The organism is Arthrobacter sp. Soc17.1.1.1 (assembly GCF_036867195.1).
Classification (GTDB): Bacteria; Actinomycetota; Actinomycetes; order Actinomycetales; family Micrococcaceae; genus Arthrobacter_D.
Genome location: NZ_JBAJII010000001.1, coordinates 3,662,260 through 3,688,406 on the forward strand (window position 1 = coordinate 3,662,260; position 26,147 = coordinate 3,688,406).

The 26,147-nt window shown below is 71.8% G+C and carries 33 protein-coding genes; 15 read left to right on the top strand and 18 right to left on the bottom strand.

The annotated features are described in order from the left end of the window. Complete coding sequence (locus V6S67_RS17115) at positions 1-771, bottom strand: metallophosphoesterase family protein (protein WP_334211381.1); 771 nt, start codon at positions 769-771, stop codon at positions 1-3. A gap of 116 nt (positions 772-887) precedes the next feature. Here V6S67_RS17115 and V6S67_RS17120 point away from each other — a divergent pair, with 116 nt between their 5' ends. Continuing rightward, complete coding sequence (locus tag V6S67_RS17120) at positions 888-1,691, top strand: putative protein N(5)-glutamine methyltransferase (RefSeq protein WP_334211382.1); 804 nt, start codon at positions 888-890, stop codon at positions 1,689-1,691. A gap of 9 nt (positions 1,692-1,700) precedes the next feature. Here V6S67_RS17120 and V6S67_RS17125 read toward each other — a convergent pair whose 3' ends face one another. The 7 genes from V6S67_RS17125 to V6S67_RS17155 form a co-directional block, all read right to left on the bottom strand. After that, on the bottom strand, positions 1,701-2,333 hold the full coding sequence (locus tag V6S67_RS17125; protein ID WP_334211383.1) for a maleylpyruvate isomerase family mycothiol-dependent enzyme: 633 nt from the start codon (positions 2,331-2,333) through the stop codon (positions 1,701-1,703). A gap of 233 nt (positions 2,334-2,566) precedes the next feature. Beyond that, entirely contained in the window at positions 2,567-3,343 is a 777-nt protein-coding gene (gene nagB, locus V6S67_RS17130) for a glucosamine-6-phosphate deaminase (protein ID WP_334211384.1), read from the bottom strand. Positions 3,344-3,391: 48 nt separating this feature from the next. Further along, positions 3,392-4,042 carry a hypothetical protein gene (locus V6S67_RS17135; protein ID WP_334211385.1) on the bottom strand — a complete coding sequence of 217 codons (651 nt, stop codon included), beginning with the start codon at positions 4,040-4,042 and terminating at the stop codon, positions 3,392-3,394. A 96-nt stretch (positions 4,043-4,138) separates the two neighbouring features. Then, the gene (locus V6S67_RS17140) at positions 4,139-4,486 is read right to left on the bottom strand and encodes an iron chaperone (RefSeq protein ID WP_334211386.1); all 348 of its coding nucleotides are present in this window, start codon (positions 4,484-4,486) and stop codon (positions 4,139-4,141) included. Continuing rightward, entirely contained in the window at positions 4,470-4,874 is a 405-nt protein-coding gene (locus tag V6S67_RS17145; RefSeq protein WP_334211387.1) for a DUF2834 domain-containing protein, read from the bottom strand. Before V6S67_RS17145 ends, V6S67_RS17140 begins: the two co-directional genes overlap by 17 nt. Beyond that, positions 4,871-5,866, bottom strand: a complete 996-nt coding sequence (locus V6S67_RS17150) for a hypothetical protein (protein WP_334211388.1) — start codon at positions 5,864-5,866, stop codon at positions 4,871-4,873. The genes V6S67_RS17145 and V6S67_RS17150 overlap by 4 nt, the downstream gene beginning before the upstream one ends. A gap of 17 nt (positions 5,867-5,883) precedes the next feature. Beyond that, positions 5,884-6,516: a MerR family transcriptional regulator gene (locus tag V6S67_RS17155; protein WP_334211389.1), complete on the bottom strand. Its 633-nt coding sequence runs from the start codon at positions 6,514-6,516 to the stop codon at positions 5,884-5,886. Between the two features lie 136 nt (positions 6,517-6,652). On the opposite strand from V6S67_RS17155, the gene V6S67_RS17160 reads away from it, so the two are divergent. The 5 genes from V6S67_RS17160 to V6S67_RS17180 all read left to right on the top strand — a co-directional run bounded on the left by V6S67_RS17160 (position 6,653) and on the right by V6S67_RS17180 (position 11,587). Then, positions 6,653-7,399 carry an ABC transporter ATP-binding protein gene (locus V6S67_RS17160; RefSeq protein WP_334211390.1) on the top strand — a complete coding sequence of 249 codons (747 nt, stop codon included), beginning with the start codon at positions 6,653-6,655 and terminating at the stop codon, positions 7,397-7,399. Beyond that, a complete protein-coding gene (locus V6S67_RS17165; protein ID WP_334211391.1) occupies positions 7,386-8,198 on the top strand; it encodes a hypothetical protein in 813 nt (270 codons plus the stop codon). Before V6S67_RS17160 ends, V6S67_RS17165 begins: the two co-directional genes overlap by 14 nt. A gap of 55 nt (positions 8,199-8,253) precedes the next feature. Then, positions 8,254-9,564, top strand: coding sequence for a serine hydrolase domain-containing protein (locus V6S67_RS17170; protein WP_334211392.1), 1,311 nt, complete (start codon positions 8,254-8,256; stop codon positions 9,562-9,564). Positions 9,565-9,632: 68 nt separating this feature from the next. Then, a complete protein-coding gene (locus V6S67_RS17175) occupies positions 9,633-10,871 on the top strand; it encodes a histidine kinase (RefSeq protein WP_334211393.1) in 1,239 nt (412 codons plus the stop codon). After that, positions 10,868-11,587, top strand: coding sequence for a response regulator transcription factor (locus V6S67_RS17180; RefSeq protein ID WP_334211394.1), 720 nt, complete (start codon positions 10,868-10,870; stop codon positions 11,585-11,587). Before V6S67_RS17175 ends, V6S67_RS17180 begins: the two co-directional genes overlap by 4 nt. A 46-nt stretch (positions 11,588-11,633) precedes the next feature. Here the strand turns inward: V6S67_RS17180 and V6S67_RS17185 are convergent, their stop codons facing one another. From V6S67_RS17185 to V6S67_RS17195, 3 genes are read right to left on the bottom strand one after another with little or no spacing between them, the layout of a single operon-like run. Further along, positions 11,634-12,515, bottom strand: coding sequence for a DUF4031 domain-containing protein (locus tag V6S67_RS17185; RefSeq protein WP_334211395.1), 882 nt, complete (start codon positions 12,513-12,515; stop codon positions 11,634-11,636). A gap of 34 nt (positions 12,516-12,549) precedes the next feature. Continuing rightward, the gene (locus V6S67_RS17190) at positions 12,550-12,843 is read right to left on the bottom strand and encodes a DUF4287 domain-containing protein (protein WP_334211396.1); all 294 of its coding nucleotides are present in this window, start codon (positions 12,841-12,843) and stop codon (positions 12,550-12,552) included. 2 nt (positions 12,844-12,845) lie between these two features. Continuing rightward, the gene (locus tag V6S67_RS17195; RefSeq protein ID WP_334211397.1) at positions 12,846-13,409 is read right to left on the bottom strand and encodes a dihydrofolate reductase family protein; all 564 of its coding nucleotides are present in this window, start codon (positions 13,407-13,409) and stop codon (positions 12,846-12,848) included. A gap of 124 nt (positions 13,410-13,533) precedes the next feature. Here V6S67_RS17195 and V6S67_RS17200 point away from each other — a divergent pair, with 124 nt between their 5' ends. The 3 genes from V6S67_RS17200 to V6S67_RS17210 all read left to right on the top strand — a co-directional run bounded on the left by V6S67_RS17200 (position 13,534) and on the right by V6S67_RS17210 (position 15,434). Next, positions 13,534-14,550, top strand: coding sequence for a sigma-70 family RNA polymerase sigma factor (locus V6S67_RS17200; protein WP_334211398.1), 1,017 nt, complete (start codon positions 13,534-13,536; stop codon positions 14,548-14,550). A 232-nt stretch (positions 14,551-14,782) separates the two neighbouring features. After that, on the top strand, positions 14,783-15,115 hold the full coding sequence (locus V6S67_RS17205; protein ID WP_334211399.1) for a histone-like nucleoid-structuring protein Lsr2: 333 nt from the start codon (positions 14,783-14,785) through the stop codon (positions 15,113-15,115). A gap of 13 nt (positions 15,116-15,128) precedes the next feature. Continuing rightward, positions 15,129-15,434, top strand: coding sequence for an NIPSNAP family protein (locus V6S67_RS17210; protein ID WP_334211400.1), 306 nt, complete (start codon positions 15,129-15,131; stop codon positions 15,432-15,434). 7 nt (positions 15,435-15,441) lie between these two features. Here the strand turns inward: V6S67_RS17210 and V6S67_RS17215 are convergent, their stop codons facing one another. Then, positions 15,442-15,864 carry a hypothetical protein gene (locus V6S67_RS17215; protein WP_334211401.1) on the bottom strand — a complete coding sequence of 141 codons (423 nt, stop codon included), beginning with the start codon at positions 15,862-15,864 and terminating at the stop codon, positions 15,442-15,444. A gap of 198 nt (positions 15,865-16,062) precedes the next feature. Here V6S67_RS17215 and V6S67_RS17220 point away from each other — a divergent pair, with 198 nt between their 5' ends. The 3 genes from V6S67_RS17220 to V6S67_RS17230 all read left to right on the top strand — a co-directional run bounded on the left by V6S67_RS17220 (position 16,063) and on the right by V6S67_RS17230 (position 18,926). Beyond that, on the top strand, positions 16,063-17,157 hold the full coding sequence (locus V6S67_RS17220; protein WP_334211402.1) for a WD40/YVTN/BNR-like repeat-containing protein: 1,095 nt from the start codon (positions 16,063-16,065) through the stop codon (positions 17,155-17,157). Positions 17,158-17,180: 23 nt separating this feature from the next. Next, positions 17,181-17,465, top strand: a complete 285-nt coding sequence (locus tag V6S67_RS17225) for a MoaD/ThiS family protein (RefSeq protein WP_334211632.1) — start codon at positions 17,181-17,183, stop codon at positions 17,463-17,465. Between the two features lie 174 nt (positions 17,466-17,639). After that, positions 17,640-18,926 carry an ammonium transporter gene (locus V6S67_RS17230; protein WP_334211403.1) on the top strand — a complete coding sequence of 429 codons (1,287 nt, stop codon included), beginning with the start codon at positions 17,640-17,642 and terminating at the stop codon, positions 18,924-18,926. Positions 18,927-19,031: 105 nt separating this feature from the next. Here V6S67_RS17230 and V6S67_RS17235 read toward each other — a convergent pair whose 3' ends face one another. Then, entirely contained in the window at positions 19,032-19,403 is a 372-nt protein-coding gene (locus V6S67_RS17235; protein ID WP_334211404.1) for a GNAT family N-acetyltransferase, read from the bottom strand. Positions 19,404-19,564: 161 nt separating this feature from the next. Between V6S67_RS17235 and V6S67_RS17240 the strand changes: the two genes are divergently transcribed. The 3 genes from V6S67_RS17240 (at position 19,565) to V6S67_RS17250 (ending at position 21,746) form a co-directional block, all read left to right on the top strand. Further along, positions 19,565-20,062, top strand: a complete 498-nt coding sequence (locus V6S67_RS17240) for a winged helix-turn-helix transcriptional regulator (protein WP_334211405.1) — start codon at positions 19,565-19,567, stop codon at positions 20,060-20,062. Continuing rightward, positions 20,059-21,402, top strand: a complete 1,344-nt coding sequence (locus tag V6S67_RS17245; RefSeq protein WP_334211406.1) for an MFS transporter — start codon at positions 20,059-20,061, stop codon at positions 21,400-21,402. Before V6S67_RS17240 ends, V6S67_RS17245 begins: the two co-directional genes overlap by 4 nt. Positions 21,403-21,572: 170 nt before the next feature. After that, positions 21,573-21,746 carry a hypothetical protein gene (locus tag V6S67_RS17250; RefSeq protein WP_334211407.1) on the top strand — a complete coding sequence of 58 codons (174 nt, stop codon included), beginning with the start codon at positions 21,573-21,575 and terminating at the stop codon, positions 21,744-21,746. 22 nt (positions 21,747-21,768) lie between these two features. On the opposite strand, the gene V6S67_RS17255 is transcribed toward V6S67_RS17250, so the two are convergent. The 5 genes from V6S67_RS17255 to V6S67_RS17275 all read right to left on the bottom strand — a co-directional run bounded on the left by V6S67_RS17255 (position 21,769) and on the right by V6S67_RS17275 (position 26,126). Then, positions 21,769-23,367 (bottom strand): 5-oxoprolinase/urea amidolyase family protein, encoded by a 1,599-nt coding sequence (locus tag V6S67_RS17255; RefSeq protein ID WP_334211408.1) that lies wholly within the window; start codon positions 23,365-23,367, stop codon positions 21,769-21,771. Beyond that, the gene (locus V6S67_RS17260; protein ID WP_334211409.1) at positions 23,354-24,109 is read right to left on the bottom strand and encodes a LamB/YcsF family protein; all 756 of its coding nucleotides are present in this window, start codon (positions 24,107-24,109) and stop codon (positions 23,354-23,356) included. Before V6S67_RS17260 ends, V6S67_RS17255 begins: the two co-directional genes overlap by 14 nt. A gap of 51 nt (positions 24,110-24,160) precedes the next feature. Continuing rightward, complete coding sequence (locus V6S67_RS17265) at positions 24,161-24,427, bottom strand: CDGSH iron-sulfur domain-containing protein (RefSeq protein ID WP_334211410.1); 267 nt, start codon at positions 24,425-24,427, stop codon at positions 24,161-24,163. Further along, positions 24,424-25,458 (bottom strand): iron-containing redox enzyme family protein, encoded by a 1,035-nt coding sequence (locus tag V6S67_RS17270; RefSeq protein WP_334211411.1) that lies wholly within the window; start codon positions 25,456-25,458, stop codon positions 24,424-24,426. Before V6S67_RS17270 ends, V6S67_RS17265 begins: the two co-directional genes overlap by 4 nt. 206 nt (positions 25,459-25,664) lie before the next feature. Next, positions 25,665-26,126: a DUF4383 domain-containing protein gene (locus V6S67_RS17275; RefSeq protein ID WP_334211412.1), complete on the bottom strand. Its 462-nt coding sequence runs from the start codon at positions 26,124-26,126 to the stop codon at positions 25,665-25,667. Positions 26,127-26,147: the final 21 nt, after the last annotated feature.

Below are 26,147 nucleotides of genomic sequence, written 5' to 3' on the forward strand. Positions count from 1 at the left end.
TCAGGCCTGGGCGGGATGGAGCAGTCCCAGCCGCGCGTGCTGCCCCCGGTAGACGGCCGTCCGCAGTTCGATCGAATAGGCCTCGAGGGCCGGCATCCCGAGTTCCGCCGCGACGGCGATCTCCGCCTCGACGTCGTACGCGACCCGCACGAACTGGATGCCGAAAGGATCCGATCGGCCGCCGTCGGGCTCGCCCTCCAGGATCACGTACGAGGCCTGCGGTTCATCGAGCGGGTTGCCCACGCTGCCCACGTTCACGAGCGTCCTGCTCCGGTAGGTGGAGACGAAGGCGTCGTGGATGTCGCCGTAGCAGACCACATCCGGTGCGGGCCCGTCCCCCGTGAGCTCCGTGGCCGCGAACATCTCGTCGAACTCGCCGTCGGTGTGCCGGGCATGCACGCGGTGGTAGACGCTCTTCGCCGAGGCGTGGAACATACGGATGCGCCGCCCGCTCAGCGCGATGTCGTGGGACAGCGGGAGCATCTGCAGCCAGCGGCGGTCCTCCGGGGTGAGCTCGTTGTGCCACCACCACCCGGCGCCGTCACGCCACTCGGGTGTCTCGCTGGGCAGGAAATCGTCCCAGTTGCCGCGCACCGTGACGGCACAGTGCAGGCGGCTCAGGCGGACGCACTCGGAGCCGCGCGGCCCCTTGCCCGCGACGTCGCCCAGGTTGTAGACGGTGGAGATGCCGCGGCGCCGGAGGTCCTCCAGCACCGCGGTGAAGGCGGTGACGTTCCCGTGCAGGTCCGAGATCACGGCGACGCGTTCCATCCCGTCAGGCTATCCCAGTCCCGGACACCCGGGCCGGGGAGCTGAGGAGCGCCGTGGACGGCGGGCATCGCGGGTATCCTCGTGCTGCCAGGCCGCCTTCGACGAAGGGCCGTTCCATGCCGCACCACACGCCCTCCACCGCCGCGCTCCTCCGCCCCGCCGAGGCGGAGCTGACGGCGCGGCTGCGTGCTGCCGGATGTGTTTTCGCGGAGGACGAGGCCCGGCTGCTGGCGGGGACCGGTGCGACCGCCGAGGCCCTCGCCGCGATGGTCGACCGGCGGGTGGCGGGCTTCCCCCTCGAGCACGTGCTGGGCTGGGTGGACTTCTGCGGGCTGCGCCTGGCGGTGGGGCCGGGGGTCTTCGTACCCCGCCAGCGGTCCGCCTTCCTTGTCGGCTGCGCCGCAGGCCTGACGCCGGCGGGTGCCACGGTCCTCGACCTCTGCTGCGGGTGCGGGGCCCTCGGTGCTGCGCTCGCCCACGAGGTGGGGCACGTGGAGCTCCACGCCTCGGACGTCTCGGGCGCCGCCGTCGAGCTCGCCCGCCGCAATCTCGCCGCCCTGGACGCGGAGCTCTACGTGGGGGACCTGTTCGAGCCGCTACCCGCCGCCCTGCGCGGCAGGGTGACGACGCTGCTCTGCAACACGCCCTACGTGCCGTCGTCGCGCCTGGGCACCCTGCCGCCCGAGGCGAGGGAGCACGAACCCCTGGCCAGCCTCGACGGCGGGGAGGACGGTCTGGAGCTGCAGCGGCGGGTCGCGGGGCAGGCCCACGGGTGGCTGGCACCGGGCGGGCACCTGCTGTTCGAGGTGGGCGAGGACCAGGCGGAGGACAGCGTCCGCCTGCTCGCCGGCGCCGGCTTCCGGGCCTGGTCGGCGAGCCGCACGGACATCGGTGCGACCGTGGTGATCGGGCAGGCGTGACGGCGGCGCTCAGCCGACCGGGACGCCCAGTCGCGCCGCGAGGAGCGGAACGCCCGGCCCGCTGAGCCCCTGCAGGCCCGCGGGTCGTCCGGAGCCCGCGACCAGCAGGCAGAGCGCGGGTCCTTCCACCCGCTCGCCCGACCCGACCCTGGCCCCGGTATCGGTGGCCACGAGTTCCAGGCCCGCCAGGCGCCTCCTGCCACCCGAGAGCGCATCCCGCGCCAGGTACTCCAGCGCACCCTGCACGCCGGGCGGCAGGGGTGGGCGCGGCAGGCCGAGGGGCTGCCGGATGTCCTCGCCGTGGACGACGATCTCGAGGAGGCGTGTGACGAAGGGGCCGGGCGGCGTCGCCGTGCTGGTGATCGTCGCCCGGAACCGCTCCAGCGTCCCGGCGGGCGTGCCCGCCCGATACGCCACCACCTCCCGCGCGTTCGCCCGATCGAAGTCGAAGCGGGACCGCAGGAGCGAGATCCAGAAACCCCTCCGGGTGGTCGCCGCGGAACCGGCCAGGTGCGCCACGACATCGTGCACGTCCCATCCCCCGCACAAGGACGGGGTGGCCCACTGCCGGTCCGTCAACCCCTCGAGGTCCTCGGCGAGCGCCCGCCGCTCCTGGTGCACCGCGTGCCAGTCATCCGTCATCGTCCGATCCTCACGCCGATCCTCACGTCTGTCATCCTGCTGCCACTCGTCTGACGACGCGGGAGTTCTGGAATCATCGGCAGCGGACGCGAGGGAGACCGCCGATGAAGCCCGACGTCAAGAAGCTGATCAGCACCTGCACCGCGCCGCGGGGGCGCTTCGAGCTCGTGACGGGCTCGGGCGCGACTACACCGTGATGCCGCTCGAGGCACTCCGGTGGTCGGGAAGGGCCCTCACTGCAGGTCGTCCTGCAGTGCCTGGGCCTCGCGGTAGTACTCCAGCAGGGTCAGCCGGCCTGCCGCCGCCGGGTCCAGCACGACGGCGGCCCGCGGATGCAGCTGCAGCACCGATCCCGGGCAGAAGGCGCTGACCGGCCCCTCGACCATGGCCTGCACGGCGGACGCCTTCGCCTCACCGAGCGCCACGAGCACCGCCTGCCGGGACTCGCAGATGGTGCCGAGGCCCTGCGTCAGGCAGAGTTTCGGCACCTCCTCGCCGTCACCCTCGAAGAAGCGGGAGTTCGCCGCGCGCGTGGCACCCGACAGGGTCTTGACGCGGGTGCGGGAACGGAGCGACGACGTCGGCTCGTTGAACCCGATATGCCCGTTGGCTCCCAGGCCGAGGAGCTGCACGTCGATACCGCCGGCCTGCTCGATGGACGCGTCGTACCGGACCGCCTCCGCCGCGAGGTCCTCCGCGTCCCCGTGGGGCGTGTGCAGCCGACGCGGCGGGAGGTCCACGTGGTCGGTGAACTCGCGGCGGATGGTCGAGTGGTACGACTGCGGGTGATGGGCGGGGAGGCCTGCGTACTCGTCGAGGGTGAAGGCTGTGACAGCGCCGAAGCCGAGGCCCTCCTCCCGGTGCCTCCGGATGAGCTCGGCGTAGGTGGCTGCCGGCGAGCCGCCGGTGGCGAGTCCGAGGACGGCCGGGCCCTGCCGCACGCGGGCCTCGATCAGGTCGGCGGCCCGCCGTCCCACCTGCTCCTCGGAGTCACAGAGGATGATCTGCACCGTGCGGTCCCTTCGTCGCGCGTCCCGCCCCGGGGCGGGTCCCTCCGATCAACCGTAGGCCCGCAGCGCGGACAGCACGACGACGACATCGGCGCCGTACTCCGCGTCCATCCGTGCCTGGAACGTGCCGTCGTCGTACACGACGGTGACGACGACGAAGCCGCGGTCCGTCCCGGCCGTGAGCACATGGCCCTTCCGGCCCGAGAAGACCTCCTGCTGGATGCGCTCGAGCTCGTGCGGGGCGGTGAGGCCCTGCCTCCCGGCGAGCGGGTCGTCGAAGGGCATGGCGTCGTAGAGCGAGAGCGGGATGGGCACCCCCGTCCTCGTGAAGGTGGCGCCGTCCCAGGTCCCGGTCACCGCGTAGGCGCCCCAGGTGACACCGGACGCGGAATCGAACCCGCCGGCCAGGTCCCAGTCCCAGTTCATGATCGGCGGACCGCTGCACTGGGGTGGGTAGGATTCCATGACGCCGCCGAGGCAGAAGGCAGGAGGCGCGTCGCCGCCCTGCAGCACGGTGCCCTGGCCGATGACCTCGCCGTCCGCCGCCGGGGCGAGGTGATCGGCCAGGGCCGCGGGGTCCGGCGCGCCGGGCCCGTCCCCGCCCGTCCCCGCGGGATTCCCCGGCGTCGCGCACGCGGCGAGCAGGAGCGCGGTGAACGTCGTGAGCGCTGCGGCGACGGGTCGGGCCAGCCATGTCATGCACCCATGATCGGCCCCTCCTCGCGCCGCCGCCACGCCCCGGCGCGAATGGGCGCCGAACCGTGATGGGCGGGGACCGCAGCCAGGTAGCGTCCGCTACCGCCCTGCGATCTCGAGGCTCCGGAGGCGGACGATCTCGCGGACCAGGTGATCGGGCAGGGGCCTGGCCGCCGTGAAGCGGACGGTGCCCCTGGACCGGGGGAAACCCTCGAGCGCCGCCGCGACGGCGTCGAGCACGGCGGGCGAGAACGGGTAGAGCGCGAGATGGTGGGCGGCGGCGGCGACGCCGATCAGCGGCTGCCCCTGCAGGAGGAGGGCCGGGAGGCCGTAGCTCACCCCGTCCACCGCATCCGGGCAGACGGCGCGTGCACCGGCGATGATCCGCTGGAGGCACGCCCGGTCCGGATCCTGCAGGGCGGCGAGTGCGTCATCGACGGATCCCATGGCCCGTCCTCCCGGTCGGCGCGGGCTGTCCGTCCGGTGCCTCGCGGGCGAGCTGCAGCTCCCGCAGCATGAGGAACAGCGGCAGCGCGAAGGCGAGGGCCACCGCGAAGGTGAGCGGGATGAACAGCAGCCATCGCCGGCGCCACCCGAGCCGGCGCCCCTCGACGCCGTAGAAGATGCAGGCCACGAGCGCGGCCACGACGACGTCCACGGCCGCCGAGGAGCTCGCCGGGTTGGCGAACCACGCCTCGAGGTAGGTGCCGTCGGTGCCCCGGTACGCGAGGTTGAAGTACCAGGTGCCGACCAGTCCGGCGACGGACAGCACCGCATAGGCCATGACCGCGGCGAGGGTGGTGGCCGGCAGCGGCTGCCGGGTGCGGGCGGTCATGCCGCACCGCCGGCCACCGGCACGACGGCGGGCTCGAGCGGACCGGGGCCCCGGTCCCGTCCCCGCGCCAGGATCACCGCGATCGACAGGGCCGCCAGGAGCAGCAGGCCGCAGGCACCCAGCACCACGTCCGGGCTCGGATCCACCACGGACTGCCCGGCGAGGGCCTGCAGGGTGAGGAGCGCGACGACGGCGGTGTAGAACGCGGCGAGCACCCGGACGACCCCCCGCCGCACCGAGGGATCCTTCAGGGCGGACACACGACGTGCCGCCAGCTCGAGCAGGACGGCGCTGATCGGCAGCAGCTGCAGGGCGTGCATGCCGACGAAGTGGGGCACACGGAGATCGCCCGCCACGGTGCTCCAGCCGAGGAGGAGCAGGCCGGCACCGCCATCGGCCGCCCCGACCGTGTGCGCCCCGGAGACGCCCTGCCAGTTCTCCAGCTGGGTCGCCGTCGGGGCGGTCATCAGGAACCCGAGGGCCATGCCGGCCAGGCCGATGACCACACCGGCCCGCACGGCGGTGGAGCGCGCCGGGTCGGCGCCCCTGACCCGGAACAGGAGGACGCCCACGATCAGCGAGGCCAGCCAGAGGACGACGATCGAGAATGCCATGACGCGCCACAGCGCCGCGCTCAGTGGGGTGGTGACGTTGAAGTGGCTCGTGGTGTCGGCCAGGACGGCGCCGACGATGACGACCATCTCGACGAGGACGGCCGCGGCCGCCAGGGTCCCCAGCCACCAGGCCAGGCGCACCTTCGAGCGCACCTGCCCGATCAGCCAGGACAGCGTCAGGGCGTAGAGGAAGAACGAGATCGAGAACTTCAGGGGCTTGGCCCATGCGGGCGCGCCCACGATCTCGCGGGGGTCGACGACGAGGCCTCCCAGGCTCACGAGACCGGTGAGGGCCATCAGGGCGGCCAGGAGCAGGAGCGGTCTGTGCCAGGCCACGGCGGCCAGGGGCGGGCGGGCGGGGTTCACGGTGTGCTGCATGAGTCCTCCTCGGGACTTCAGCGGTTGGGCGGGGAGCCCGCGCCGCCTCCGGCGTACCGGGTGTACGAGACGTGCTGCTGGGCCGCACGGCGGAGGCCGGCGAACAGGGCGTCTCCGAGCACGGTGCCGACGACGACCGTCTCGGCTTTCGCGCTCCGCCCCTCCTGGGCGTCCACCAGGTCGAGATCCGCCTCCGCGACGGCGAGCGCCGCGTCGGCGTACCGCCGGTACCAGTCCTCCGTGGCGTTCAGGCCGGAGTCCTTGAGGGCGGTGAGTGCGGCGGCGGCGTCGTAACGTCCACAGCCGTCCGGGTCGACATGCCAGTCCTCGAGGAGCGAGTCGACCCGCTCCAGCTCCGTATCCCGGATCGCGGCCGGGTCTGCCACCCGGGTGGCGGCACGCTGCGCGACACCGAAGGTCTCGATGAGCGGGCGGTCGGAGTCGATGGCGTCGAGGACGTCGCCTGCCGCGGCGAGGCTCAGTCGACCGAGCTTGACGAGCGCCTGGATCAGCTTCAGGCGCCGGAGGTGGTTCAGGCCGTACTGCGCCTGATTGGGACTGGTCCGCGTCCCCGGGGAGAGAAGCCCTTCCCGGAGGTAGAGCTTGATCGTCGCGACGGGGATGGAACTCGCTTCGCTGAGCTGGGCCATCCGCATATGGATACCTTACCTATCGGATATCCCAGATGTCCATAGCTGGGTGTCACGCAACGGACTGTCCGTCCGGACAGTCGGGACTGTCCCTGCGGCCGGGGCGCCGGAAGCTCTCCACGGACAGGCTTGAGGCATGGACAATCCCACTCCCCCACCCCTCGCCGTGCGGCACCTCCGGAAGTCGTTCCACGGGGTCCGGCGCGTCGAGGACGTCACCTTCACCGTCGGCGCCGGACGTGTCGTCGGCCTGCTCGGCCCGAACGGCGCCGGCAAGACGACGAGCATCCGCATGCTCCTGGGCCTCGTCGCCGCCGACTCGGGCGAGGCGCTCGTCCTCGGCAAGCCCTACCGTGCGCTGGCCGATCCCCTCCGGCAGATCGGTGCCGTGCTGGATGCCGGCGGCCTCCACCCGGGCCGGACAGCCCGCGAGCACCTGCGCATCGGCGCGGCCCAGGGCCGGTTCGCCGCCCGGCGCGTGGACGAGGTGCTCGAGACCGTGGGCCTGGCGGCCGACGCCGGACGCAGGATCCGCGACTACTCCCTCGGCATGCGCCAGCGGGTGGCGATCGCCACCGCACTCCTCGGCGAGCCGCGGATCCTGGTGCTCGACGAACCCGCCAACGGTCTCGACCCCGCCGGTATCCACTGGCTGAAGCAGTACCTGCGCACCTTCGCGGACGGCGGCGGCAGCGTCCTGTTGTCCTCGCACATGCTCTCCGACGTCGCCCGGATCGCCGACGACGTCGTGATCATCGCGGGCGGGCGGGTCCGCTCCGCCCTCTCCCTCGACGAGGCCCTCGCGAGCTCCGGAGGCGACCTCGAGCAGTACTACCTCTCCCTGACCGGCACGGACGAAAGGGCTCCCCATGCTGCGCGCTGAGATCCTGAAACTGACCACCACCACCTCGACCAGGGTTGCGATCCTCATCGCAGCGCTGGGGCTGATCCTGACGCAACTCGCCTTCACCCTCCTGCTCCCGGCCCTGCGCGAGGACGGAGCAGCCGGAGCGGACGTCACGGCGGAACTGCCGGTCATCGACATGGGGTTGGCGGAGAACCAGCTGGCCGCCCTGAATCCGTTCGGAGCATCGATGGGCACGGGGTCGATCGGCGCCGTGATCGTCGCCGTCGTCCTGCTCGGCGTCCTGGCCGGAACCGGTGACTTCCGGTACGGGGGTATCACGGGGGCGGCACTGGCCGAGCCGAGGAGGTCCCGCATCGTCCTCGCGAAGGCCGGCGCAGCGGCCGCCACCGGCGCGGTGACGGGGGTGCTCCTGGCCGCGGTGGCCCTCCTGACCCTCGGCGTCACCCTCCTCAGCCGGAGTACGCCGTTCACCGCCTCCTTGCCGCAGGTCCTCGGCCTCCTCGGCCGCGGAGTACTCGCCGTCACGCTCCTGACCCTCGTCGGGCTGGCCGTCGGGCTGATCCTGCGCAACCAGCTCGCCGCCGTGCTCGTGATGCTCGGCGCCCTGGTGCTCGAACCGGTGCTCATGTCGATCGTGCAGCTCGCCACGGGGACCGTGCCCGTCTGGGTGCAGCTCCTGCCGGTGTCCCTGTCCCAGGCAGCCGTCGGGTCCGGCGCGGCCGTGGCACCCGGCACGGCCCTCGGGGCGCTCGCCGCCCTGGCAGCGATCGCGGTGGCAGCCTCGGCACTCACCCTGCGCCGCCAGGACCTCTGACCCCCGGACGCCCTCCCTCCCAGACCGAACCCGAACCCGGAAAGACGTGATCCCCATGCCTGCATCGCCCTCCAGCACCCCCGCCATCCCTTCCACCCTCTCCACCACTGCGCGCACCACTGCGCGCTCACCCCGGGCCCGCTGGGCCGCCGCCGCCCTCGCCGCCGCCCTGACGGCCGGGAGCGGGGCCGCCCTGCTCCAGCCCGGCATGCCGGCGCAGGCCTCGGCGGCAGCCCCCGCCGGCGCCTCCACGGCAGCTCCGACCGGCGCCTCGGCGCCCGAGCGACAGACCGAGCCGGTCGCCGCCGTCGTGCAGGAGCAGCTGCAGAAGCTCGTCGACGCCGGTTACCCGTCCGCCTCCGCTGCGGTCACGGGCCCGGACGGGACCACCCTCACGCTCGCAGCCGGCACCGGGAACCTCGTCACGGGTGACGCCGCCCCCGCCGACGGGCAGATCCGGATCGCCAGCAACACGAAGATGTTCGTCAGTACCGTCGTCCTGCAGCTCGTCGAGGAAGGAGCGCTCGCGCTCGATGAGCCCGTCGGGACCTATCTCCCGGGACTCGTGGCGGGTGAGGGGATCGACGGCGGGAACATCACCGTCCGTCAGCTGCTGCAGCACACCAGCGGCCTGCCCGAGTACGCCGACCAGATCGCCGCGGATGCCTTCGGCGCGCAGCACACCTACATCTCACCCCGGGACATGCTCGATATCGCCCTCGGGAAGCCGGCGGTCTTCACCCCCGGCGCGCGGTGGGAGTACAGCAACACGAACTACCTGGTCCTCGGGCTGATCGTCGAACGCCTCACCGAACGCCCGCTGTACGAGGAGATCGAGCGCCGTGTCGTCGAACCGCTCCAGCTCGCGAACACCTACCTGCCCGTCCCGGGCGAGCAGGAGCTGCGCGGCACGCATCCCCTCGGCTACCACCTGGACACCGCCGGCGAGCTGAAGGACATCACCACCATGGACCCCGCGTTCGCCTGGGCCGCCGGCGCCATGGTCTCCACCCCGAGCGAGCTCAACACCTTCATGAGGGCACTCCTCGCCGGTGAGCTCGTGGACCGGGAGAGCCTCGCGGAGATGCAGGCCGCCGTACCGGCGGGGGACGAGCTGTGGCCCGACGCCGTCTACGGACTCGGCCTGCAGGGCTACCCGCTCAGCGGCGGCGGCACGGCCTGGGGACACGGTGGGGACATCCCGGGCACCCAGACCCGCAACGCGGTCGGCCCCGACGGGACCGCCGTCACCATCGCGGTGACCGCCCTGCCCTGGGCGATCGTCGACCCCACCGACGAGACCGCGCTCCTGGCCCGGTACAGGATCGTCGTCGACGCCCTCGACGTGATCCTGCAGGCCGGGTGAGGACCGGGAAGGACGACGGACGCACCGGGGCGCAGCCCGCGCCGGTGCGTCCGTGGTTGACTCGTTCCGTGCGGAAGATCAGGGACGGCGGGCAGGGCGCTCCACGGCGGAATCCGGCGTTCCCGCTGGCGGTCCTCCTCGCAGCGGTCCTCCATCTCGTCGCAGGGGTCGCCGGGATCCTGGAGCCGGCCCCCGGCCCGCTCCTCACCGTCCTGCAGGCGGCGCTCGTCGCCGGGCAGGCCCTCGCGCTGCTGGTCCGCTGGACGGCGCCGGTCCCGGCCTTCGTCGCCGTCGTCCTGCTGCACTCCGTGCTCCTCGCCTCCAGCGCCGCCGAACTCGGCATCGGCAGCCTGGCCGTGATGTTCGCCGCCTACCACCTGATCCGTCGGGCGGCCCGACCGCCGGCGTTCCGGGTGCTCGCGGCGATGGCCGCCGTCAGCAGCGGCGTCGCGTTGATCGCAGCGCTCCTCGCCGGACGCCTGCCCTTCCCGGCGGTGCTCGGCCTGATCGCCGCGCGGGTGGTCTTCGAGTACCTGGTGCCCGCCCTGATCGCGGAGTTCGGCCGCGGACGGGAGCAGCTCCGGTACGCGGCGCGCGAGCGCGAGCAGTTCACCGAACGCGAGCGCTCCTATCTGATCGAGCAGGACCGACGGGCGGAACGCACGGCACTCGCCCGCGAACTCCACGACATCGCCGGTCACCACCTGTCCGGCATCATCGTGAGCGCCCAGGCGGCCGGGGCGCTGATCGCCTCCGACCCCGAACGGAGCCGCACGATGCTCCGCGAGCTGGAGGACGAGGCCCGGGCGACCATGGCGGATCTCCGGGGCACCGTGGGGCTGCTGCGGCCGGACGCGGACCCGAAGGACGGCGGCGGACGGGCGACCATCGGCATCCCGGGGCTGGACGACCTGCCGTCCCTGCTCGACGCTGCGGCCGGACGCGGTCAGCGCGTCTCCTTCAGCGTCACCGGGGATCCGTACCGCGTCGGACCCGTGGCGGAGGCCTCCATCTACAGGACCGTGCAGGAGTCCCTGACGAACGCCGCACGCCATGCACCGGACGCCGACTGCACCGTGTCCGTCGAGTACCGGCCGGACGAGCTGGAGGTCGTCGTGGAGAACGGGCCGGCGTCCGGCCCCCCTGCGAATGCGGCGGAGGGGAGGCCGGGAGGACGGGGCTACGGGCTCATCGGGATGAACGAGCGTGCCGACCTGATCGGGGCCGACCTCGACACCGGGACCACCGCCGGGGGCGGCTGGCGCAACCGGCTCCGCATCCCGCATCCTGTCCGGGGACGCTCGTGATCCGGGTCGTCGTCGCGGACGATCAGGTCATCGTCCGCACCGGACTGTCCATCCTGCTCGGTGCGGCGAAGGACATCACGGTGGTCGGCGAAGCCGCGAACGGTGAGGAGGCCGTCCGCCTGACCAGGTCGCTCCGGCCCCACGTGGTCTGCATGGACATCCGGATGCCGGTCATGGACGGCATCACCGCCACGGGGGCCATCACCGCCGACGACTCCGTGCACACCGGCGTCCTGATCCTCACGACCTTCGACATCGACGACGACATCTTCTCGGCGCTCGAGGCAGGCGCGGCCGGATTCCTGCTCAAGGGGGCGGACGAGGGGACGCTGCTCGACGCCGTGCGTTCCGTCGCCCGCGGCGACGGGACGCTCGACCAGCGGCTGACGCGGCGGATCCTGAGGGAGTTCGGCAACCGACGGCAGGCCACGCCGCCGGCACCGCACGCATCCCGGATGTCGCAGGAATCCCGGACGGCCCCGGACGGGGGGCCCACCGATCCCCTTCCCGCACCCCTCACCGCACGCGAGCTCGACGTCCTCCACCTGCTGGCAGAAGGCCGCTCCACCGCCGAGATGGCCGCACACCTCTTCGTCGAGCAGACCACGGTGAAGTACCACCTCGCGGGGCTGCTGCAGAAGACGGCCTCCCGCGATCGCCTGCAGGCGGTGCTCTGGGGTTTCCGGAACGGCCTGGTCGAGCTGCCGGACCGCTGAGTTACCGCCGCGGGACAGGGCTCCCCCGCGGACCGGACGACGGGCGTCAGCCCAGGAGGTCGAGTTCGTGCCGGAGGTTCCGCAGGGCGCGGTCCGCCCAGCGCTGCCGGCCCGTCGCCGTCCGGAACAGCGGATCGAGGGCGATCAGCTGCGCCAGGACCGATCGCCGCCCGTCAATGAATGCCGCATCGGGAATATGGGCGTACTCGTCACGGACGGCCGCGGCGTACCGCTGGTACTCGGCCTCCGATCCACCCAGCACCGCCAGGTCCGCATCGCACAGGAGCTGCCCCGCGCGGTCGCCCTCCGTCGGGTCGTGACCGATCGTCAGCAGGACGAGTCGCTCGACCTCCCGCACCTCCGACGACGGGATCAGCCCTGCCAGGCGCTTCACGGCGAGGTCCGCCGAGGCCCGTTCGTCGTCGCCCGACGCCCCCTGGTACACGGCGTCGTGGAACCACGCGGCGAGCACGACCGGGCGCCGCAGGGCCTCGTCCGGAGGATCCAGCAGGACATCGAGTGCCTCGAGGACCGCGAGGAGGTGTGTGGGCGTGTGGTACCTCCGATGCTGCTCCCCCCACCGGTCGAGGAGCTCCTCCCCCAGGGCCGGGTGCTGCGGGAGCACCGTCCTCCAGCGCGATGCCAGTGCCGCGCGGAGCTTCGGGCCCCGCCGCCGCGCGGGTATCCGCAGTCCGCTCGCGATCAAGGCCCGCACCAGATCGGCGCCGCTGACCTCCTCCGCTCCACGGTCCACCAGCTCGCGGTACCGGCGCGCCGGCACGTCGTAGTGGTCCTCGTCGAACGCCCGCCGCGGGATACCGGCCGCCTCGGCGAAGGCATGCAGCTCCCGGAGCGACGACGTCGACACCAGGTGCGAGAAGACCGTCCCATGGGCGGGCCAGGACGGAGGATCGATGAGCACGGCCATGGGCAGCAGTCTAGGTGCGGGCCGTGGCTGCCCGTCAGGGAGCAGGCTTCGTCGCCACCCCGTCCAGCCACAGCTCCGTCGACGCGTCCGCATGGGTGCCGCCGCTCCCCACGTGCTTGCCGCTGATGGTCGGCCCGTTCCGGATGACGTGGACGAGCGCCATGGCGTGTCCGCGTCCGAGGTCGTGCTCCTCCTTGAGCCACGCGACGATCTCACCCGCCGACGCGTCGGGGCCCTCGAAGCCCCGCTCCTTCGCCTGCTGCACGAGCTGCCGCGGGGTCCGTCCCGTCCTCGCCTCGATGGTGTCGAGATATGCCTGGAAGGACATGGCTACTCCCCCGAAGTCTCGGGACGGAGGGCGTAGGACGCGAGGACGTTGCCTCTGCTCGTCGTCGTCAGCTCCTGCAACTCGAGTCTCGTGACGGGGTCAGAGGGCTCGAACAGGTGGCGGCCGGTGCCGGCCACCACCGGATGGACCATCAGCATCAGGGAGTCGAGGAGTCCGGCGAACAGGAGCTGGCGGACCAGCGAGATGCTGGCGCACACGGCGATGTCGCCGCCGTCGGTCTGCTTCAGCGCCCGCACGAAGTCCTCGAGCGGCCGGTTCATGAGGGAGGCCTTCGTCCAGCCGAGCTCACCCGACAGCGTGCGGGACGCCACGAACTTCTCGACCGGGTTGATGAACGCGCCGAAAGGATCGGAGGCCTCGGCCCGTGGCCAGTAGTCGGCCCACTCCTCGTAGCCGTGACGGCCGAGGAGCACGGTGTCCACCCTGCTGATCATCGCGCCCATGCCGGCTCCGAGCTCCGCGTCGAAGCTGTCGAACTGCCAGAGATGGGGGGATTCGACCACTCCGTCCACGGAGGAGAAAAGGCCGGCTGTGAGTCTGCGCATAGGGGCTCCCGTCGATGGTGGTGTCCCCAGTAGACGTCACAGCCGCCCCGGAATCATCGACGGCGCGAAACTTTTCCCGCAGCCCACCTCCCGCGCCGGTGCAGCCGTTGCTACGCTCGGAGGCATGCAGCCCGCCACCAGCACCCGGGGGACCCCGTCCGAGGCCGACGACGCCGTCCCGTTCGAGCAACTCCTGGAAGCGTCGCGGCGGGAGCTGACGGGCTACTGCTACCGGATGCTCGGTGCCGCGTCCGAGGCCGAGGACGCCGTGCAGGAGACCATGATCAAGGCGTGGTCGAAGCGGGACTCCTTCGCCGGCCAGTCGTCCCTGCGCACCTGGCTCTACCGGATCGCCCACAACGTCTGCGTGGACATGCTCCGAAGCCCTCAGCGCCGTGCTCGGCCCATGGATCTGGGGCCCTCCACGCGGACGGCGGACGCCGTGCTCGGCGCACCGCTCACCGAGGGCGTCTTCGTGCAGCCCATCCCCGATGCCCGCGTGATCGACCTGGCCGGTGATCCCGCCGTCGTCGCGGAAGCCCGCGACACGGTCCGCCTGGCCTTCGTGGCGGCCCTGCAGCACCTGCCCCCGCTCCAGCGCAGCGCGCTCATCCTCTGCGAGGTGCTGCGCTGGTCCGCCGCGGAGGTCGCCACGCTGCTCGAGGTGACCACGGCGTCGATCAACAGCGCACTGCAGCGCGCCCGCAAGACGATGGCCGGCTACGAGCCCGCGACACCCATGCGCCTCGAGGACCCGGCGCACAGGGCCCTCCTCGCGCGGTACCTGGAGGCCTTCGAGTCCTACGACATGGACGTGCTCGTGTCACTGCTGCGCGACGACGTCGTCCTCTCCATGCCGCCCTTCGACCTGTGGCTCAGCGGCCCCGAGGACGTCATCGGCTGGTTCGTCGGGAAGGGCAGCGTCTGCGAGAACGGCCGCCTCATCCCCCTCGACGTCAACGGTGCCGGAGGGTTCGCCAACTACCACTTCGTGGAGCCGGGCCTGTGGGAGCCGTGGGCCATCCAGGTCATCGAGACCGACGGCGAGCGCATCACGGGCCACCACAACTTCCTCTACCCGGAGATGTTCGCGGCGTTCGGGCTCCCCCCGGTCATCGACGAACGGGGTACCACGGCCTAGCCGTTGCGCCGGCAGCAGGGCCGGCAACTCCTCCCCGCGCACTGTGCGACCGCGGGCTGCTTCCGGACGCGGAATTCGCCGCCGCGACATCGTCCCTCCTGGAGCAAAACCGCGCATTGTGTGGAGGAACACATTTGCGTCGGTAACGCATTCATGTCGAGATGTCGGCAAATACGCGATAAGGTCGGAATCTGGGGCTCACGAATTCGTCCGGACAATGCAGGAGAATGAGATGTCACAGCGCGTACAGGTTCATCTGGTCGACGACCTCAATGGCGAAGAAGCACAGGAAACCGTCCGATTCGGCCTCGACGGCACGAACTACGAAATAGACCTCACCGAACAGAATGCGAAGTCGCTGCGCGACGCCCTCTCCGGGTACGTCGACAAGGGGCGCAAGGCGGGCTCGGGCAAGCAGCCGGCCGCCGGCCCGAAGGCGTCGTCCCGTTCGAAGCGCGAGGATACCCAGCAGATCCGCCGCTGGGCGCAGGACAACGGCTACAACCCGAGTTCACGCGGGCGCATCACGCAGTCGATCATCGACGCCTACAACGAGAGCCGCTGAGCCCGGGAACGCGATGATCACCGTCCACCTGCGCTACGAGATCGATCCCGACAAACGCGCCGACTTCGAGGAATACGGCCGGCGCTGGATCCATCTGGTCGGGAAACTGGGCGGCAATCACCACGGGTATTTCCTCCCGAGCGAGGGGGACAGCGATATCGCCTATGCGCTCTTCACGTTTCCCTCGCTCGCGGATTACGAGCGGTATCGCGAGGAGGCCGCGACGGACCCGGAGTGCGTCGACGCCTATCGCCTGGCACAGGACAGCAAATGCATCCGCCGGTACGAGCGCCGTTTCCTCGCGCCGCTGTTCGGGTAGGACGGCGCTAGGGGCTCCGCACCCACGCCAGGGCCTCGCCGGCCCTGTCGAAGTAGCGGGTCTCCGTCAGGGACTGCTCCAGGAATCCGGCGATCACGCGGTCCACCGGCCCGGTCCCGACGACGGCGATGCGGGAGGCCAGTGTGGCCTCGAGGAGCAGGGTGCGAGCCGGCGGGGCGATCCCCGCGAGCGCCTGCAGATGGACGACGAGCGGCATCCGGTAGCCGTCGGACAGTTCGCGGATCGCATCGTAGGAGCCGAGGACGTCGACTGTCGTCAGCAGTGAACCGGGCGCCCACCACAGCACGAGCAGCCCGTCCCGGCACTGCACGCAGTGCTTGTCCGCACAGTGCCGGCGGATGCCGGGCACATGCTGCGGACCGGGACAGAGCCGCGATGGCGCGGCCTTCCCCAGGATCGTGTCATTCACTCGATGCCTCCAGGACGAACGGATCTTCGCTCCCAGCGACCGAATAGCTCCACTCTGGCACGGCCGGATCACCCGCTCCGCGAATACGGACAGAAGCGGGTAGTCCTCCCTGTACAAATCGAGTGGTGGGTGGAATCATCCCGAGTGATCCACACCACACCTCCGGTCGGGGACCGGTTCGACGCCGAGGGGGCAGCCATGACAGCACCGGGAACCACACTCCTCGCCATCGGCACGAAGAAGGGCCTCTGGCTCGCCTCGAGCCGTGATCGGGTCACGTGGACGCTGTCCGAACCGACGTTCCTCATGGAGGAGATCCCGAGCGTGGGGATCGATACCCGCGGAGGGCGCACCCGCCTGTTCGCGGGCCGCATGTCGTGGCACTTCGGCCCGTGCATCGCCCACTCGGACGATCTCGGCGAGACCTGGGCCGAGCCGCAGGAGGGCAGCCTCCGTTTCGCGGCGGAGGAGGGGGTCGCGCTGGAGCGCATCTGGCAGATCCAGCCCGACGCCGACTCCCGCCCGGGCGTCGTCTGGGCGGGATGCCAGCCCATCTCGGTCTGGAAGTCCACGGACCACGGGGAGACCTTCGAGCTCAACCGGGGCCTCTGGGACCACCCCCACCGCAGCGAGTGGGGTGCCGGCTTCGGCGGGGCGGCCGCGCACACCGTGCTGCCCAGCCCAGCGGACGAGACGCTGCACGTCGCGATGAGCACGGGGGGCGTGTACCGGTCCGACGACGGCGGGGCGTCCTGGCAGCCGCGGAACAAGGGCATCAGCGCCTACTTCATGCCCGACCCCGACCCGGAGTTCGGGCAGTGCGTGCACAAGGTGGCCCGCGACGCCGTGGACCCCGACCGCCTGTTCGCCCAGAACCACCACGGCGTCTACACGAGCACCGACCGCGGGGACTCGTGGCAGTCCATCGCCGACGGCCTGCCCGCCGACTTCGGCTTCGTGATGCTCACCCACCCGCACCGCGGCGGCACGGCGTGGGTCATCCCGCTCAAGGCCGACGGCGAGCGCATCCCGCCCGAGGGCCGCCTGAGGGTGCACCGGACGGACGACGGCGGTGCCACCTGGGAGGCGAGCGACGCCGGGCTGCCGCAGGCGGAGTACAACGCGGTGCTGCGTGATGCCGCCTGCGTCGACACCGCCGAGACGCCCGGCGTGTACTTCGGGACGCGCGGCGGGACCGTCTACGCGAGCGCCGACGAGGGCCGCACCTTCCGGGAGGTCGCACGGAACCTCCCGGACGTGCTCTCGGTCCGCGCCGCCGTCGTCACGGCCTGATCGGCCCCCCGGTGCCCGCGACCATGCCCGTGACCGTCCTCATCCCGACGCTCCTGCGCCCCTACGTCGACGGGCGCAGCGAGGTCAGCATGGACCTGCACGGCCGGCACGACGTCTGCTCGCTGCTGGACCGCCTGGGCGAGGGTCGTCCGCTGCTCGAGCAGCGCATCCGTGAGGAGACCGGAGCCCTGAGGCGCTACGTGAACATCTACGTGGACGGCGAGGACGTGCGCCGCCTGGACGGGCTCGGCACGGCGGTCCCGGCGGGGGCGACCGTCATGATCGTCCAGTCCGTCGCCGGCGGCTAGGGGTGGGACACCGCTTTACCCAGTGTTAACGGCACCCTCCCGGTGCTGAAATGTGGCGCTGCCTACCATTGCTGAGCGCGGCGTGCCACCCCCGGTCCAGCACCCCAGCCAGGTGCTCCCCCGGGCTCAGTCCCGTCCGGCACGCGCAAGCGCCATCACGGAAAAGGACTTCCCATGGACTCTGGAAATGTCGCCTGGATTCTCGCCAGCGCCGCGCTCGTCTGTCTGATGATCCCGGCACTGGCCCTGTTCTACGGAGGGATGGTGGGCTCCCGCCGCATCCTCAACATGATGATGATGTGCTTCGGCGGAGCGAGCCTCGTCGCGGTGCTGTGGGCCCTGTTCGGCTATTCGATGGCCTTCGGCAACTCGGTCGGCGGGCTCGGCCTGATCGGGGACGTCGCCGAGTACGCCGGCATGGGCCAGCTGCTCGCCGAGGATCCGTCCGCCTCGATCCCCCCGATCCTCTTCGCGGGCTTCCAGCTCTTCTTCGCCTGCGTCACGACGGCACTCGTGGCCGGGGCCGCAGCGGGCCGCATGAAGTTCGGTGCCTGGATGATCTTCGCGGGTGTCTGGGCTACGCTGGTCTACTTCCCGATCGCCCACTGGGTCTTCGCCTTCAGCTCGGAGGACGGCTCGGTGGTGGGCGGCTGGATCGCCAATAACCTCGGCGCCATCGACTTCGCCGGCGGCCTGGCCGTCCACATGAACGCGGGCATCGCAGCCCTCGCCCTCTCGCTCGTGCTCGGCCGCAGCCACGGCTGGCCGAAGGTGGACCACGCCAAGCCGCACAGCCGTCCGCTCGTGCTCGTGGGCGCCGGCCTGCTGTGGGTGGGCTGGTTCGGCTTCAACGCAGGCTCCGCGCTCTCCGCAGGGCAGTCCGCGTCCGTGGTGTTCCTCAACACCGCGGTCGCGGCATCGGCCGGGCTGCTCGCGTGGGCCCTCGTGGAGCGTATCCGCAACGGCGCCGCCACGAGCATGGGGGCCGCCTCCGGCCTCGTCTCGGCCCTCGTCGCCATCACTCCGGCCTGTGGTGCGGTGAGCCCCATGGGCGCTCTGGCCATCGGCGCGATCGCGGGAGCGGTGTGCTCGCTCGCCATCGAACTCAAGTTCCGCCTCGGCTTCGACGACTCGCTCGACGTCGTCGGCGTGCACCTCATCGGCGGCATCCTCGGAACCCTGCTCATCGGCCTCTTCGCGACGCCGGACGCCCCCAACGGCGTCGCCGGGGCGTTCTACGGGGGAGGACTCGAGCTGCTCGGCATCCAGGCACTCGCGACCGTCGCGGTGCTCGCCTACTCCTTCGTGGTCACGTGGGTGATTGCCCAGGTCATCCAGCGCACCATCGGCCTCCGGATCGAGCAGGAGGACGAGCTGCGCGGCATCGACATCTCCGCCCACTCCGAGTTCGCCTACCTGACCGACGAGGATCCCGTGGACCTCGGAGCACCCCGCAAGTAGCCCGCCGACACCCTCCTACCCACGAGCAGACCGCCCGGCATCGGGCGGTCTGCTGTGGTGTCGAGGGTCCCGGCGCGGGTCAGAGGCGCGGGTCAGAGGCGCGGGTCAGAGGCGCAGGGCGTTCAGCCGCTCGAGGGCGTCGCCGGGACCCACCGCAGTGATGCCGTGGGTCCGCGCCCAGGCTGCCAGCTCCTCCGTGATGGCCTGCGAGACGCCGGACCACCGGGCGTACGGGAGCACGTAGATGGAGTCGACGTCGGCATGTGCCGCATCGAGGAGCCGCAGGCCGCCACAGCCGACGGGCTGCCCGGACGCCAGTTCGTAGGCGATGAGGAAGACGGCGATACCGCTCCCGTCGTCGGCAGCGGGGAGGCTCGCGGCGGACCGGCCGCGGTCGTTCTCCGCGCGCAGGGCCTCCCGCAGCCCCACGGCCACCGGGTTGGTCCAGGGGACGTACCTGACCCTCAGCGTCTGCATGGCAGCCTCCTGTGGAAGTGATGTGCTCCCCAACGCTATGGGGAAGGGGTTTCGGCAGTATTTCCACCCGCGTAATTCCGTGTGCACCCCTTTCCCGGGGACGCAGCGCGGGGACCACCTCGCCCTGGCTTTCCTGAAGGAAGCGTCCTACCCTGATCGTCATGCCCCTGCGCTCCGACTGGTCCGACAGCCAGTGCCCCCTCGCCCGCGGACTCGAGGTCCTCGGGGACCCCTGGGCCCTCCTCGTGCTGCGGGAGGTGTTCTTCGGTCGCAGCCGGTTCGACGACCTCCGCACCCATACCGGCATCGCCGAGAGCGTGCTCAGCCGACGGCTCTCCGCGCTCACCCGTCACGGGCTGCTGGCACGGACCCCCTGCCGGGACACCTCCGGCGGGACACGCCACGAGTACCGCCTGACGGAGACGGGAGAGGGCGCCCTGCCCGTCCTGAACGCCATGATCCTGTTCGCCGAGCAGTACCTGCAGGCACCCTCCGCCACGGCCCACATGCAGGTCGTCCATTCACCCTGCGGCCGCCCGACGGCGAGCGCCGACCGCTGCGACGCCTGCGGCGAGAGCCTCACCCCTGCCACGACGGCGTGGATGAGCCTCGCCCGCTCCGGCCACCCGGTCCCCCTTGCGACGGCGGTCGTCAGGTGAGCGCCGGCAGCGCACCCACGGTCCGGCGCCCCCGCATCCACCCGGCCTGGATCGTGGCCGCCGTGGCCTTCCTGACCCTGGTGGGCGCGGCAGGTTTCCGCGCCGCCCCGTCGGTCCTGATGGTGCCGCTGGAGGAGGAGTTCGGCTGGTCCCGGGGCGTCCTGTCGCTGGCCGTCAGCATCAACCTCGTCCTCTTCGGGCTCACGGCACCGTTCGCCGCGGCACTCATGGAACGGTTCGGCATCCGCCGGATCACCTCGCTCGCGCTGCTGGTCATCGGAGCGGGCAGCGCCCTGACGGTCCTCGTGCGTGAGCCCTGGCAGATCCTGCTCACGTGGGGCGTGCTGATCGGGCTGGGCACGGGCAGCATAGCCCTCGTTTTCGCGGCGACGGTCGCCTCCACCTGGTTCGTCCGCCGCCGCGGCCTCGTGGTCGGCATCCTGACGGCCGGCAGCGCCGCGGGCCAGCTGGTCTTCCTGCCGGTGATGGCCGCCCTGGTGGACACCGCGAACTGGCGTGTCGCCTCCCTGGTCATCGCCGCCGGAGCGCTCGCGGTGATTCCGCTCGTCCTCGTCTGGCTGCACGACGCACCCGCCGACATCGGCGCCCGGCCCTACGGTGAACCGCCCGGCGATGCGGTTCCGGCATCCGCCCCGGCGCAGCGGACCAACGCCGCGGCGCGTGCGCTCCGTGCCCTCCGGACCGCCTCGCACCACCGCACGTTCTGGGCACTCGCCGGCGGCTTCGCGATCTGCGGGGCCACCACGAACGGGCTGATCGGCACGCACTTCATCCCGTCCGCCCACGACCACGGCATGTCGACGACGACGGCGGCAGGCCTCCTCGCCCTCGTCGGGGTCTTCGACATCGTGGGGACCATCGCCTCCGGCTGGCTCACCGACCGGTACAACCCGAAGGTGCTCCTTGCCGTCTACTACCTGTTCCGCGGGATCAGCCTGTTCGTGCTGCCGGCGCTGCTCGCGGCGACCGTGCAGCCCCCGATGATCATCTTCATCGTCATCTACGGGCTCGACTGGGTGGCCACCGTGCCACCGACCGTCGCGCTCTGCCGCTCCGCCTTCGGCGCTGACGGCCCGCTCGTCTTCGGGTGGGTGTTCGCCGCACACCAGCTCGGTGCGGCAGCGGCGGCCGTGGGTGCTGGCTTCATCCGGGATACCAGCGGCGAGTACACGATCGCGTGGTTCGGAGCGGCGGCCCTGTGCGCAGTGGCAGCCCTCCTCACGTTCCTCGTCCGGCGGGACATCGCGCAGGACCCTGGGGCGTCGGCACCGGTGGGCGGTGCCCGTGCGGCCGCCGAAGCCGCACCCTCCGGCCGCTGAGCGGTGGCAGGGCGACGAGGTCCTCGAGGAGGGCGTCGGACGGTGCCCGGCGTGTCACGGGGCGCCTGCTGGTGCCCGCACCAAGAACCGGTAGGCAGGGGGTTGCGGGCGTCCTACGCTGGTCTCGTATCGGACACGGGCCCCCAGCACCGGGATGGAGTGGACCAGCAGTGAGTACTCGCACGTCGTTCGTGGATGACGAGCTCCCCGGCCTCGAGGAGCGGGAGCGGCGCGCCCTGCGTCTCCTCGACGCCTTCCCTTCGGCGCAGGCGCGGGAGGCGTACCGGCGGGCGTCCCTCGACCTGCTGGTCTACCGGCTCGGCCATCAGCAGGTCCCCCGCTAGCTGCGGTCAGGCCCGGGCAGGATCACCTCCGGAAGCGCACCGTGGATCCCGGCGCGAGCTGCGCCGCACGGTCGAGGTCCGCGGCGGCCACGACGGCGATGACCGGATAGCCGCCCGTGACGGGGTGATCGGCGAGGAACAGCACCGGCAGACCCGACGGCGGCACCTGCAGGGCGCCGCGGACCGCGCCCTCGCTCGGCAGCTCCCCCTCCCGGGTCCGCGCCAGTGCAGGACCGTCGAGCCGCAGCCCGATCCGGTTGGACTGTGCCGTGACCGTCCAGTCCGTCGCGCACAGGCGGGCCGCCCCGTCCTCGAACCAGTCCTCGCGGGGCCCGGGGATCACACGCAGCACCTCGGGGTCACCGATCCGCCTCGGCTCCTCGGGGTCCCCGACCGTCGACCCCGCGGCCGGCCGGCCCACCACCAGGCGCGTGCCCGGCCCGAGAGCGGGTGGCCCGAGCCCGGACATCGAATCGGTGGAGCGACTGCCCAGCACCTCCTCGGCCTCGAAGCCTCCGCGGACGGCCGTGTAGGTCCGCAGCCCCGACGCCGGGGGCGACTGTCGCAGCACCTCGCCGGCGCGCAGGAGGAACGGGGCGCACAGGGCGGGCTCGCGCTCCTCCTCGTCGGGCAGGGCGATGGTCAGACCGACGTCGGCACCCGTCACGGCCAGCACCTGGTCCTCGTCGGCCTGCAGCACGAGGCCGCCGTGCACACTCTCGATCACGGCGGATCCGGCGCTGTTGCCCACCAGCCTGTTGGCCTGCCGCAGGGCGGCGCGGTCGAGCGCACCGGCCTCCGCGACGCCGAGGGCCATGAGACCGGGCCTGCCGAGATCCTGGAGCGCACTGTAGAGCCCGGGGTGCACGACGGTCAGTCCGGAGGCCACCGGCGCGGGCGTCGTGTCCCGATCGGACGACGCTGTGGTGTACGGCCCGGGAGCGACGCCGGAGCGCACCTCAACGAGTTCGCGCACCGCGCTGAACCGCACCCTGGCACCGGGACGGATGAGGGCGGGCTCTATCCGGCGGAGGTCCCACAGGACGGCGTCCGTGCGTCCGATCAGCTGCCATCCCCCGGGTGACTCCCGCGGGTAGATCGCCGAGAACTCCCCCGCGAGCGCCACGGACCCGGCGGGGACGGCCGTGCGGGGCGAATCCCGCCGGGGCACCTCGAGGCGTGCGTCGCCTCCGGTGAGATAGGCGAAGCCGGGTGCGAAGCCTCCGAACGCCGCCACCCACGGGGTCGCTGTGTGGGCCGCGACGACGGCCTCCTCGCTCAACCCCGTCCGGGCGGCGACGTCGGCCAGGTCGTCGCCGTCGTACTGCACCTCGATGGTGATGAGCGTGCCGTCCTGCCCTGCGGTCAGGGTCGGGTCGATCGTCCGGAGCCGGTCGGCGAGGGCGGCGACGTACCGGGCGTCCTCGACCGTGACGAGGACCGTCCTGGCCGCGGGCACCACGTCCACCTGTCCTTCGGCGGGGTGATCCCGCAACTGGGCCTCCACGCTCAGCACCTCGGGCAGGCCGGGCAGCTCGGCGAGCAGGGCACGATCGCCGACGGGCCGCAGGGAGATGCCCGGGCCTGCACCGCCGGGACCGGCGGCGCTAGGCGAAGGCACCGACGTCCACGCCTGCCGAGGTGAGCGCCCGGCGCACCGCTGCGGCCATCGCGACGGCCCCCGGCGTGTCCCCGTGGACGCAGATGCTCTCGGCGGCGATCCGGAGGCGCGACCCGTCGACCGCCACCACCTCGCCGTCGGTCGCGATCCGCAGGACATGCTCGACGACGTCGGACTCGGCGTGCAGCACGGCGCCCGGCTCGCGCCGGGGCACCAGGGCACCGTCGGGCCGGTACGCGCGGTCGGCGAAGGCCTCCACCACCGTGCGGAGCCCAGCGGTGCGGGCCTCCGTCTCGATGACGGTTCCGGGGAGGACCAGCAGAGGCAACGCGTCGTCGACCTCGCGGACCGCCCGCACCACCGCGCGTGCCTGGCGCTCGTGGACGGCGATGGTGTTGTAGAGCGCGCCGTGGGGCTTCACGTACCGCACCGAGGTGCCGGCCGCGCGTGCCAGCGCCTGCAGCGCGCCGATCTGGTACACGACGTCGTCGGTCAGTTCGCCCGGGTCGACGTCCATGAACCGCCGGCCGAACCCCGCGAGGTCCCGGTAGCCGGGGTGCGCGCCCACGGTGACGCCGGCGGAAGCGGCCGCAGTGCAGGTGGCGCGGATGCCGGTGGGGTCTCCCGCGTGGAATCCGCAGGCCACGTTGGCGCTGGAGACCGACGCGATGATGCCCGCGTCGTCGCCGAACGTCCAGTTGCCGAAGGACTCCCCGACGTCGCTGTTCAGGTCGATCGCCACACGCTCTCCATCCCGCTGCCTTGTGTCCTGCCGCCCTCGGTCACGCCGACCTCAGGGGTCGGAGCGGAACCCGGTGAGCTTGTGCGAGCCGTCGCAGTACGGTTTCAGCACCGATGCCCCGCAGCGGCAGAGCGCCACCGTGCGGCGCGTGCGGGGCAGTTCGTTGCCGTCGGCCCCGATCAGTTCGAAGTCCCCGCGGATCAGCAGCGGACCGTTGGGGCACGCGACCACGGACACCGGCGTGGCGGTACCCGAGTTCAGCGCGTGCGCCGGAGGGCCGCCCGGCTCCTGCGCCCCGCTCCCGGTTCCCTCGCTCATGAGGCCATCACCTCCGAGGGGCGCAGGGAGGAGCGACCCTCCTCCCAGGCGGCCATGATCCGCACCGTCACGAGGGAGTCGATGGCGAGAGCCGCCGCAGCTCCGAACAGGACGTCCGGCAGGAGCGCGGGGTCGGACTCGACCAGCCCGCCCGCCATGTCGCGGCCCGCGATCTGCTCGTGCACGGCGTCGGCCTCGACGTGCTCGTCGAAGTACGCGGTGGCGGCGTCACCGTACCCGAGCCGCGCGAAGCCGCGGGAGTACAGCCGGTTGGGCTGGGAGGACGTCATCTCGTAGGCGGCGAGGTGCCCCACGATCGCACCTCGCAGCCGGCGGTTGAGCCCGAAGAGGGACATGAGGTTGTTGTTCGCCAGTGTGATGGCCGGCGCGGCATCGAGGTAGGCGCCGTAGGCGTCGTCCATCCCCAGTTCGCGCATGGTGCGGGCGAAGAGGGACGAGTGCATGCGCGCAAGCAGGCCGTTGCCGTACTCGTCGGCCTGGATCTCCACCAGCGCGGCCTTCGCCCGCCCTGCCAGCCGGGGGATGGCCCACGTATGGGGATCGGCTTCCCGGAGCTGGGAGACGGACTTGTGGACGAGGAACTCGCGCAGCTGGTCGTTCGATGCGGTCTTCGCCACGAAGCGGGACATGCTGGGGCCGGAGTCCTCGCCGGTCAGGCGGAACAGTTCGGCGCAGACCGCTTCGCTCGTGGCCTCCGGCAACGCGCCGACGACCGCCTCGGCACGGACCCGGGCCTCGAAGGCCGCCTCGAGGCGCTGCCGCACGCCCAGCAGCCGGAGGTTCCACTCCCACTCGTCGGCCGCCCCGTCGATGCCGCTGTAGTGCAGCTCGTAGAGGCAGAAGAGCGCGAGCTGGAGGTCGTCGTCGTGGAGGATGTCCGGGGTCCGGGCCAGGGCGTCCTCGACCACGGCCTCGAGGCGCGAGAGGGCTTCCTGCCCTGATTCCACGGTGCCGGCGATGACGGCCAGGAGCAGGGCGCTGGCTTCGCCGCGGGGTGAGGGTTGCTTCATCGAGGACCTCTTCTGTCGGGTTGACCCGCTGGGCCGGGCATCGATGCCAAGCCTACTTCCCTCCTCCGACGTGGGGCCCGGAACAGGATTGACGCGACGACGCCGGACCCGCGGCACCAGGGGTGCCGCCGGTCCGGCGTCGATGATCCTGCTCCCGGACGAAGGATCCGGGAGCGTCGTGCCGCCCGCTGCCACGGGCGCCGCGTCTAGGTGCGCGCCGACCTGTCCCGGGCGCCACGGCTCAGGGCGAGTGCGAGCCCGATCATGGCGACGGCCAGGATGAAGTGCAGCCAGTTGTCCGCGGTGTTCAGCGGGACGAAGTTGGCCGACGAGTCCTGCCCGATGACGAGCCCGTAGATCCACAGGATGGCGTAGATGATGCCGCCGCCCAGCAGGTAGTTCCTCGAGCCGGAGACGGTCTTCGCCATGGCGAGACCGGCGACGCCGAACAGGAGGTGGACGATGTTGTGCAGGATCGAGACCTGGAAGATCCCGAGCAGCAGCGCCCCCGACTGATGGCCGGCGAACTGCAGGGTCCCGTAGTTCGAGGTGATGCCCGGGATGAACCCCAGGATTCCGACGAGCAGGAACACGACCCCCATCGCCTGTGCGGCGCGCTGCAGGGTCGTCCGGCCGCCGGCCCTGGTCCGGTCGTTCGTATTTGTCATCAGGGTCTCCTTCTCTTCTGT

Bases quoted from the DNA above. Each gene is read 5' to 3' on its own strand.
- V6S67_RS17125 (WP_334211383.1), bottom strand. From the start codon at position 2,333: ATGACGGATGACTGGCACGCGGTGCACCAGGAGCGGCGGGCGCTCGCC.
- V6S67_RS17200 (WP_334211398.1), top strand. From the start codon at position 13,534: ATGCAGCCCGCCACCAGCACCCGGGGGACCCCGTCCGAGGCCGACGAC.
- V6S67_RS17185 (WP_334211395.1), bottom strand. From the start codon at position 12,515: ATGGCCGTGCTCATCGATCCTCCGTCCTGGCCCGCCCATGGGACGGTC.
- V6S67_RS17225 (WP_334211632.1), top strand. From the start codon at position 17,181: ATGCCCGTGACCGTCCTCATCCCGACGCTCCTGCGCCCCTACGTCGAC.
- V6S67_RS17150 (WP_334211388.1), bottom strand. From the start codon at position 5,866: ATGCAGCACACCGTGAACCCCGCCCGCCCGCCCCTGGCCGCCGTGGCC.
- V6S67_RS17115 (WP_334211381.1), bottom strand. From the start codon at position 771: ATGGAACGCGTCGCCGTGATCTCGGACCTGCACGGGAACGTCACCGCC.
- V6S67_RS17140 (WP_334211386.1), bottom strand. From the start codon at position 4,486: ATGGGATCCGTCGATGACGCACTCGCCGCCCTGCAGGATCCGGACCGG.
- V6S67_RS17145 (WP_334211387.1), bottom strand. From the start codon at position 4,874: ATGACCGCCCGCACCCGGCAGCCGCTGCCGGCCACCACCCTCGCCGCG.
- V6S67_RS17205 (WP_334211399.1), top strand. From the start codon at position 14,783: ATGTCACAGCGCGTACAGGTTCATCTGGTCGACGACCTCAATGGCGAA.
- V6S67_RS17190 (WP_334211396.1), bottom strand. From the start codon at position 12,843: ATGTCCTTCCAGGCATATCTCGACACCATCGAGGCGAGGACGGGACGG.
- V6S67_RS17120 (WP_334211382.1), top strand. From the start codon at position 888: ATGCCGCACCACACGCCCTCCACCGCCGCGCTCCTCCGCCCCGCCGAG.
- V6S67_RS17210 (WP_334211400.1), top strand. From the start codon at position 15,129: ATGATCACCGTCCACCTGCGCTACGAGATCGATCCCGACAAACGCGCC.
- V6S67_RS17155 (WP_334211389.1), bottom strand. From the start codon at position 6,516: ATGGCCCAGCTCAGCGAAGCGAGTTCCATCCCCGTCGCGACGATCAAG.
- V6S67_RS17135 (WP_334211385.1), bottom strand. From the start codon at position 4,042: ATGACATGGCTGGCCCGACCCGTCGCCGCAGCGCTCACGACGTTCACC.
- V6S67_RS17220 (WP_334211402.1), top strand. From the start codon at position 16,063: ATGACAGCACCGGGAACCACACTCCTCGCCATCGGCACGAAGAAGGGC.
- V6S67_RS17270 (WP_334211411.1), bottom strand. From the start codon at position 25,458: ATGAAGCAACCCTCACCCCGCGGCGAAGCCAGCGCCCTGCTCCTGGCC.
- V6S67_RS17265 (WP_334211410.1), bottom strand. From the start codon at position 24,427: ATGAGCGAGGGAACCGGGAGCGGGGCGCAGGAGCCGGGCGGCCCTCCG.
- V6S67_RS17170 (WP_334211392.1), top strand. From the start codon at position 8,254: ATGCCTGCATCGCCCTCCAGCACCCCCGCCATCCCTTCCACCCTCTCC.
- V6S67_RS17275 (WP_334211412.1), bottom strand. From the start codon at position 26,126: ATGACAAATACGAACGACCGGACCAGGGCCGGCGGCCGGACGACCCTG.
- V6S67_RS17235 (WP_334211404.1), bottom strand. From the start codon at position 19,403: ATGCAGACGCTGAGGGTCAGGTACGTCCCCTGGACCAACCCGGTGGCC.
- V6S67_RS17195 (WP_334211397.1), bottom strand. From the start codon at position 13,409: ATGCGCAGACTCACAGCCGGCCTTTTCTCCTCCGTGGACGGAGTGGTC.
- V6S67_RS17165 (WP_334211391.1), top strand. From the start codon at position 7,386: ATGCTGCGCGCTGAGATCCTGAAACTGACCACCACCACCTCGACCAGG.
- V6S67_RS17230 (WP_334211403.1), top strand. From the start codon at position 17,640: ATGGACTCTGGAAATGTCGCCTGGATTCTCGCCAGCGCCGCGCTCGTC.
- V6S67_RS17160 (WP_334211390.1), top strand. From the start codon at position 6,653: ATGGACAATCCCACTCCCCCACCCCTCGCCGTGCGGCACCTCCGGAAG.
- V6S67_RS17240 (WP_334211405.1), top strand. From the start codon at position 19,565: ATGCCCCTGCGCTCCGACTGGTCCGACAGCCAGTGCCCCCTCGCCCGC.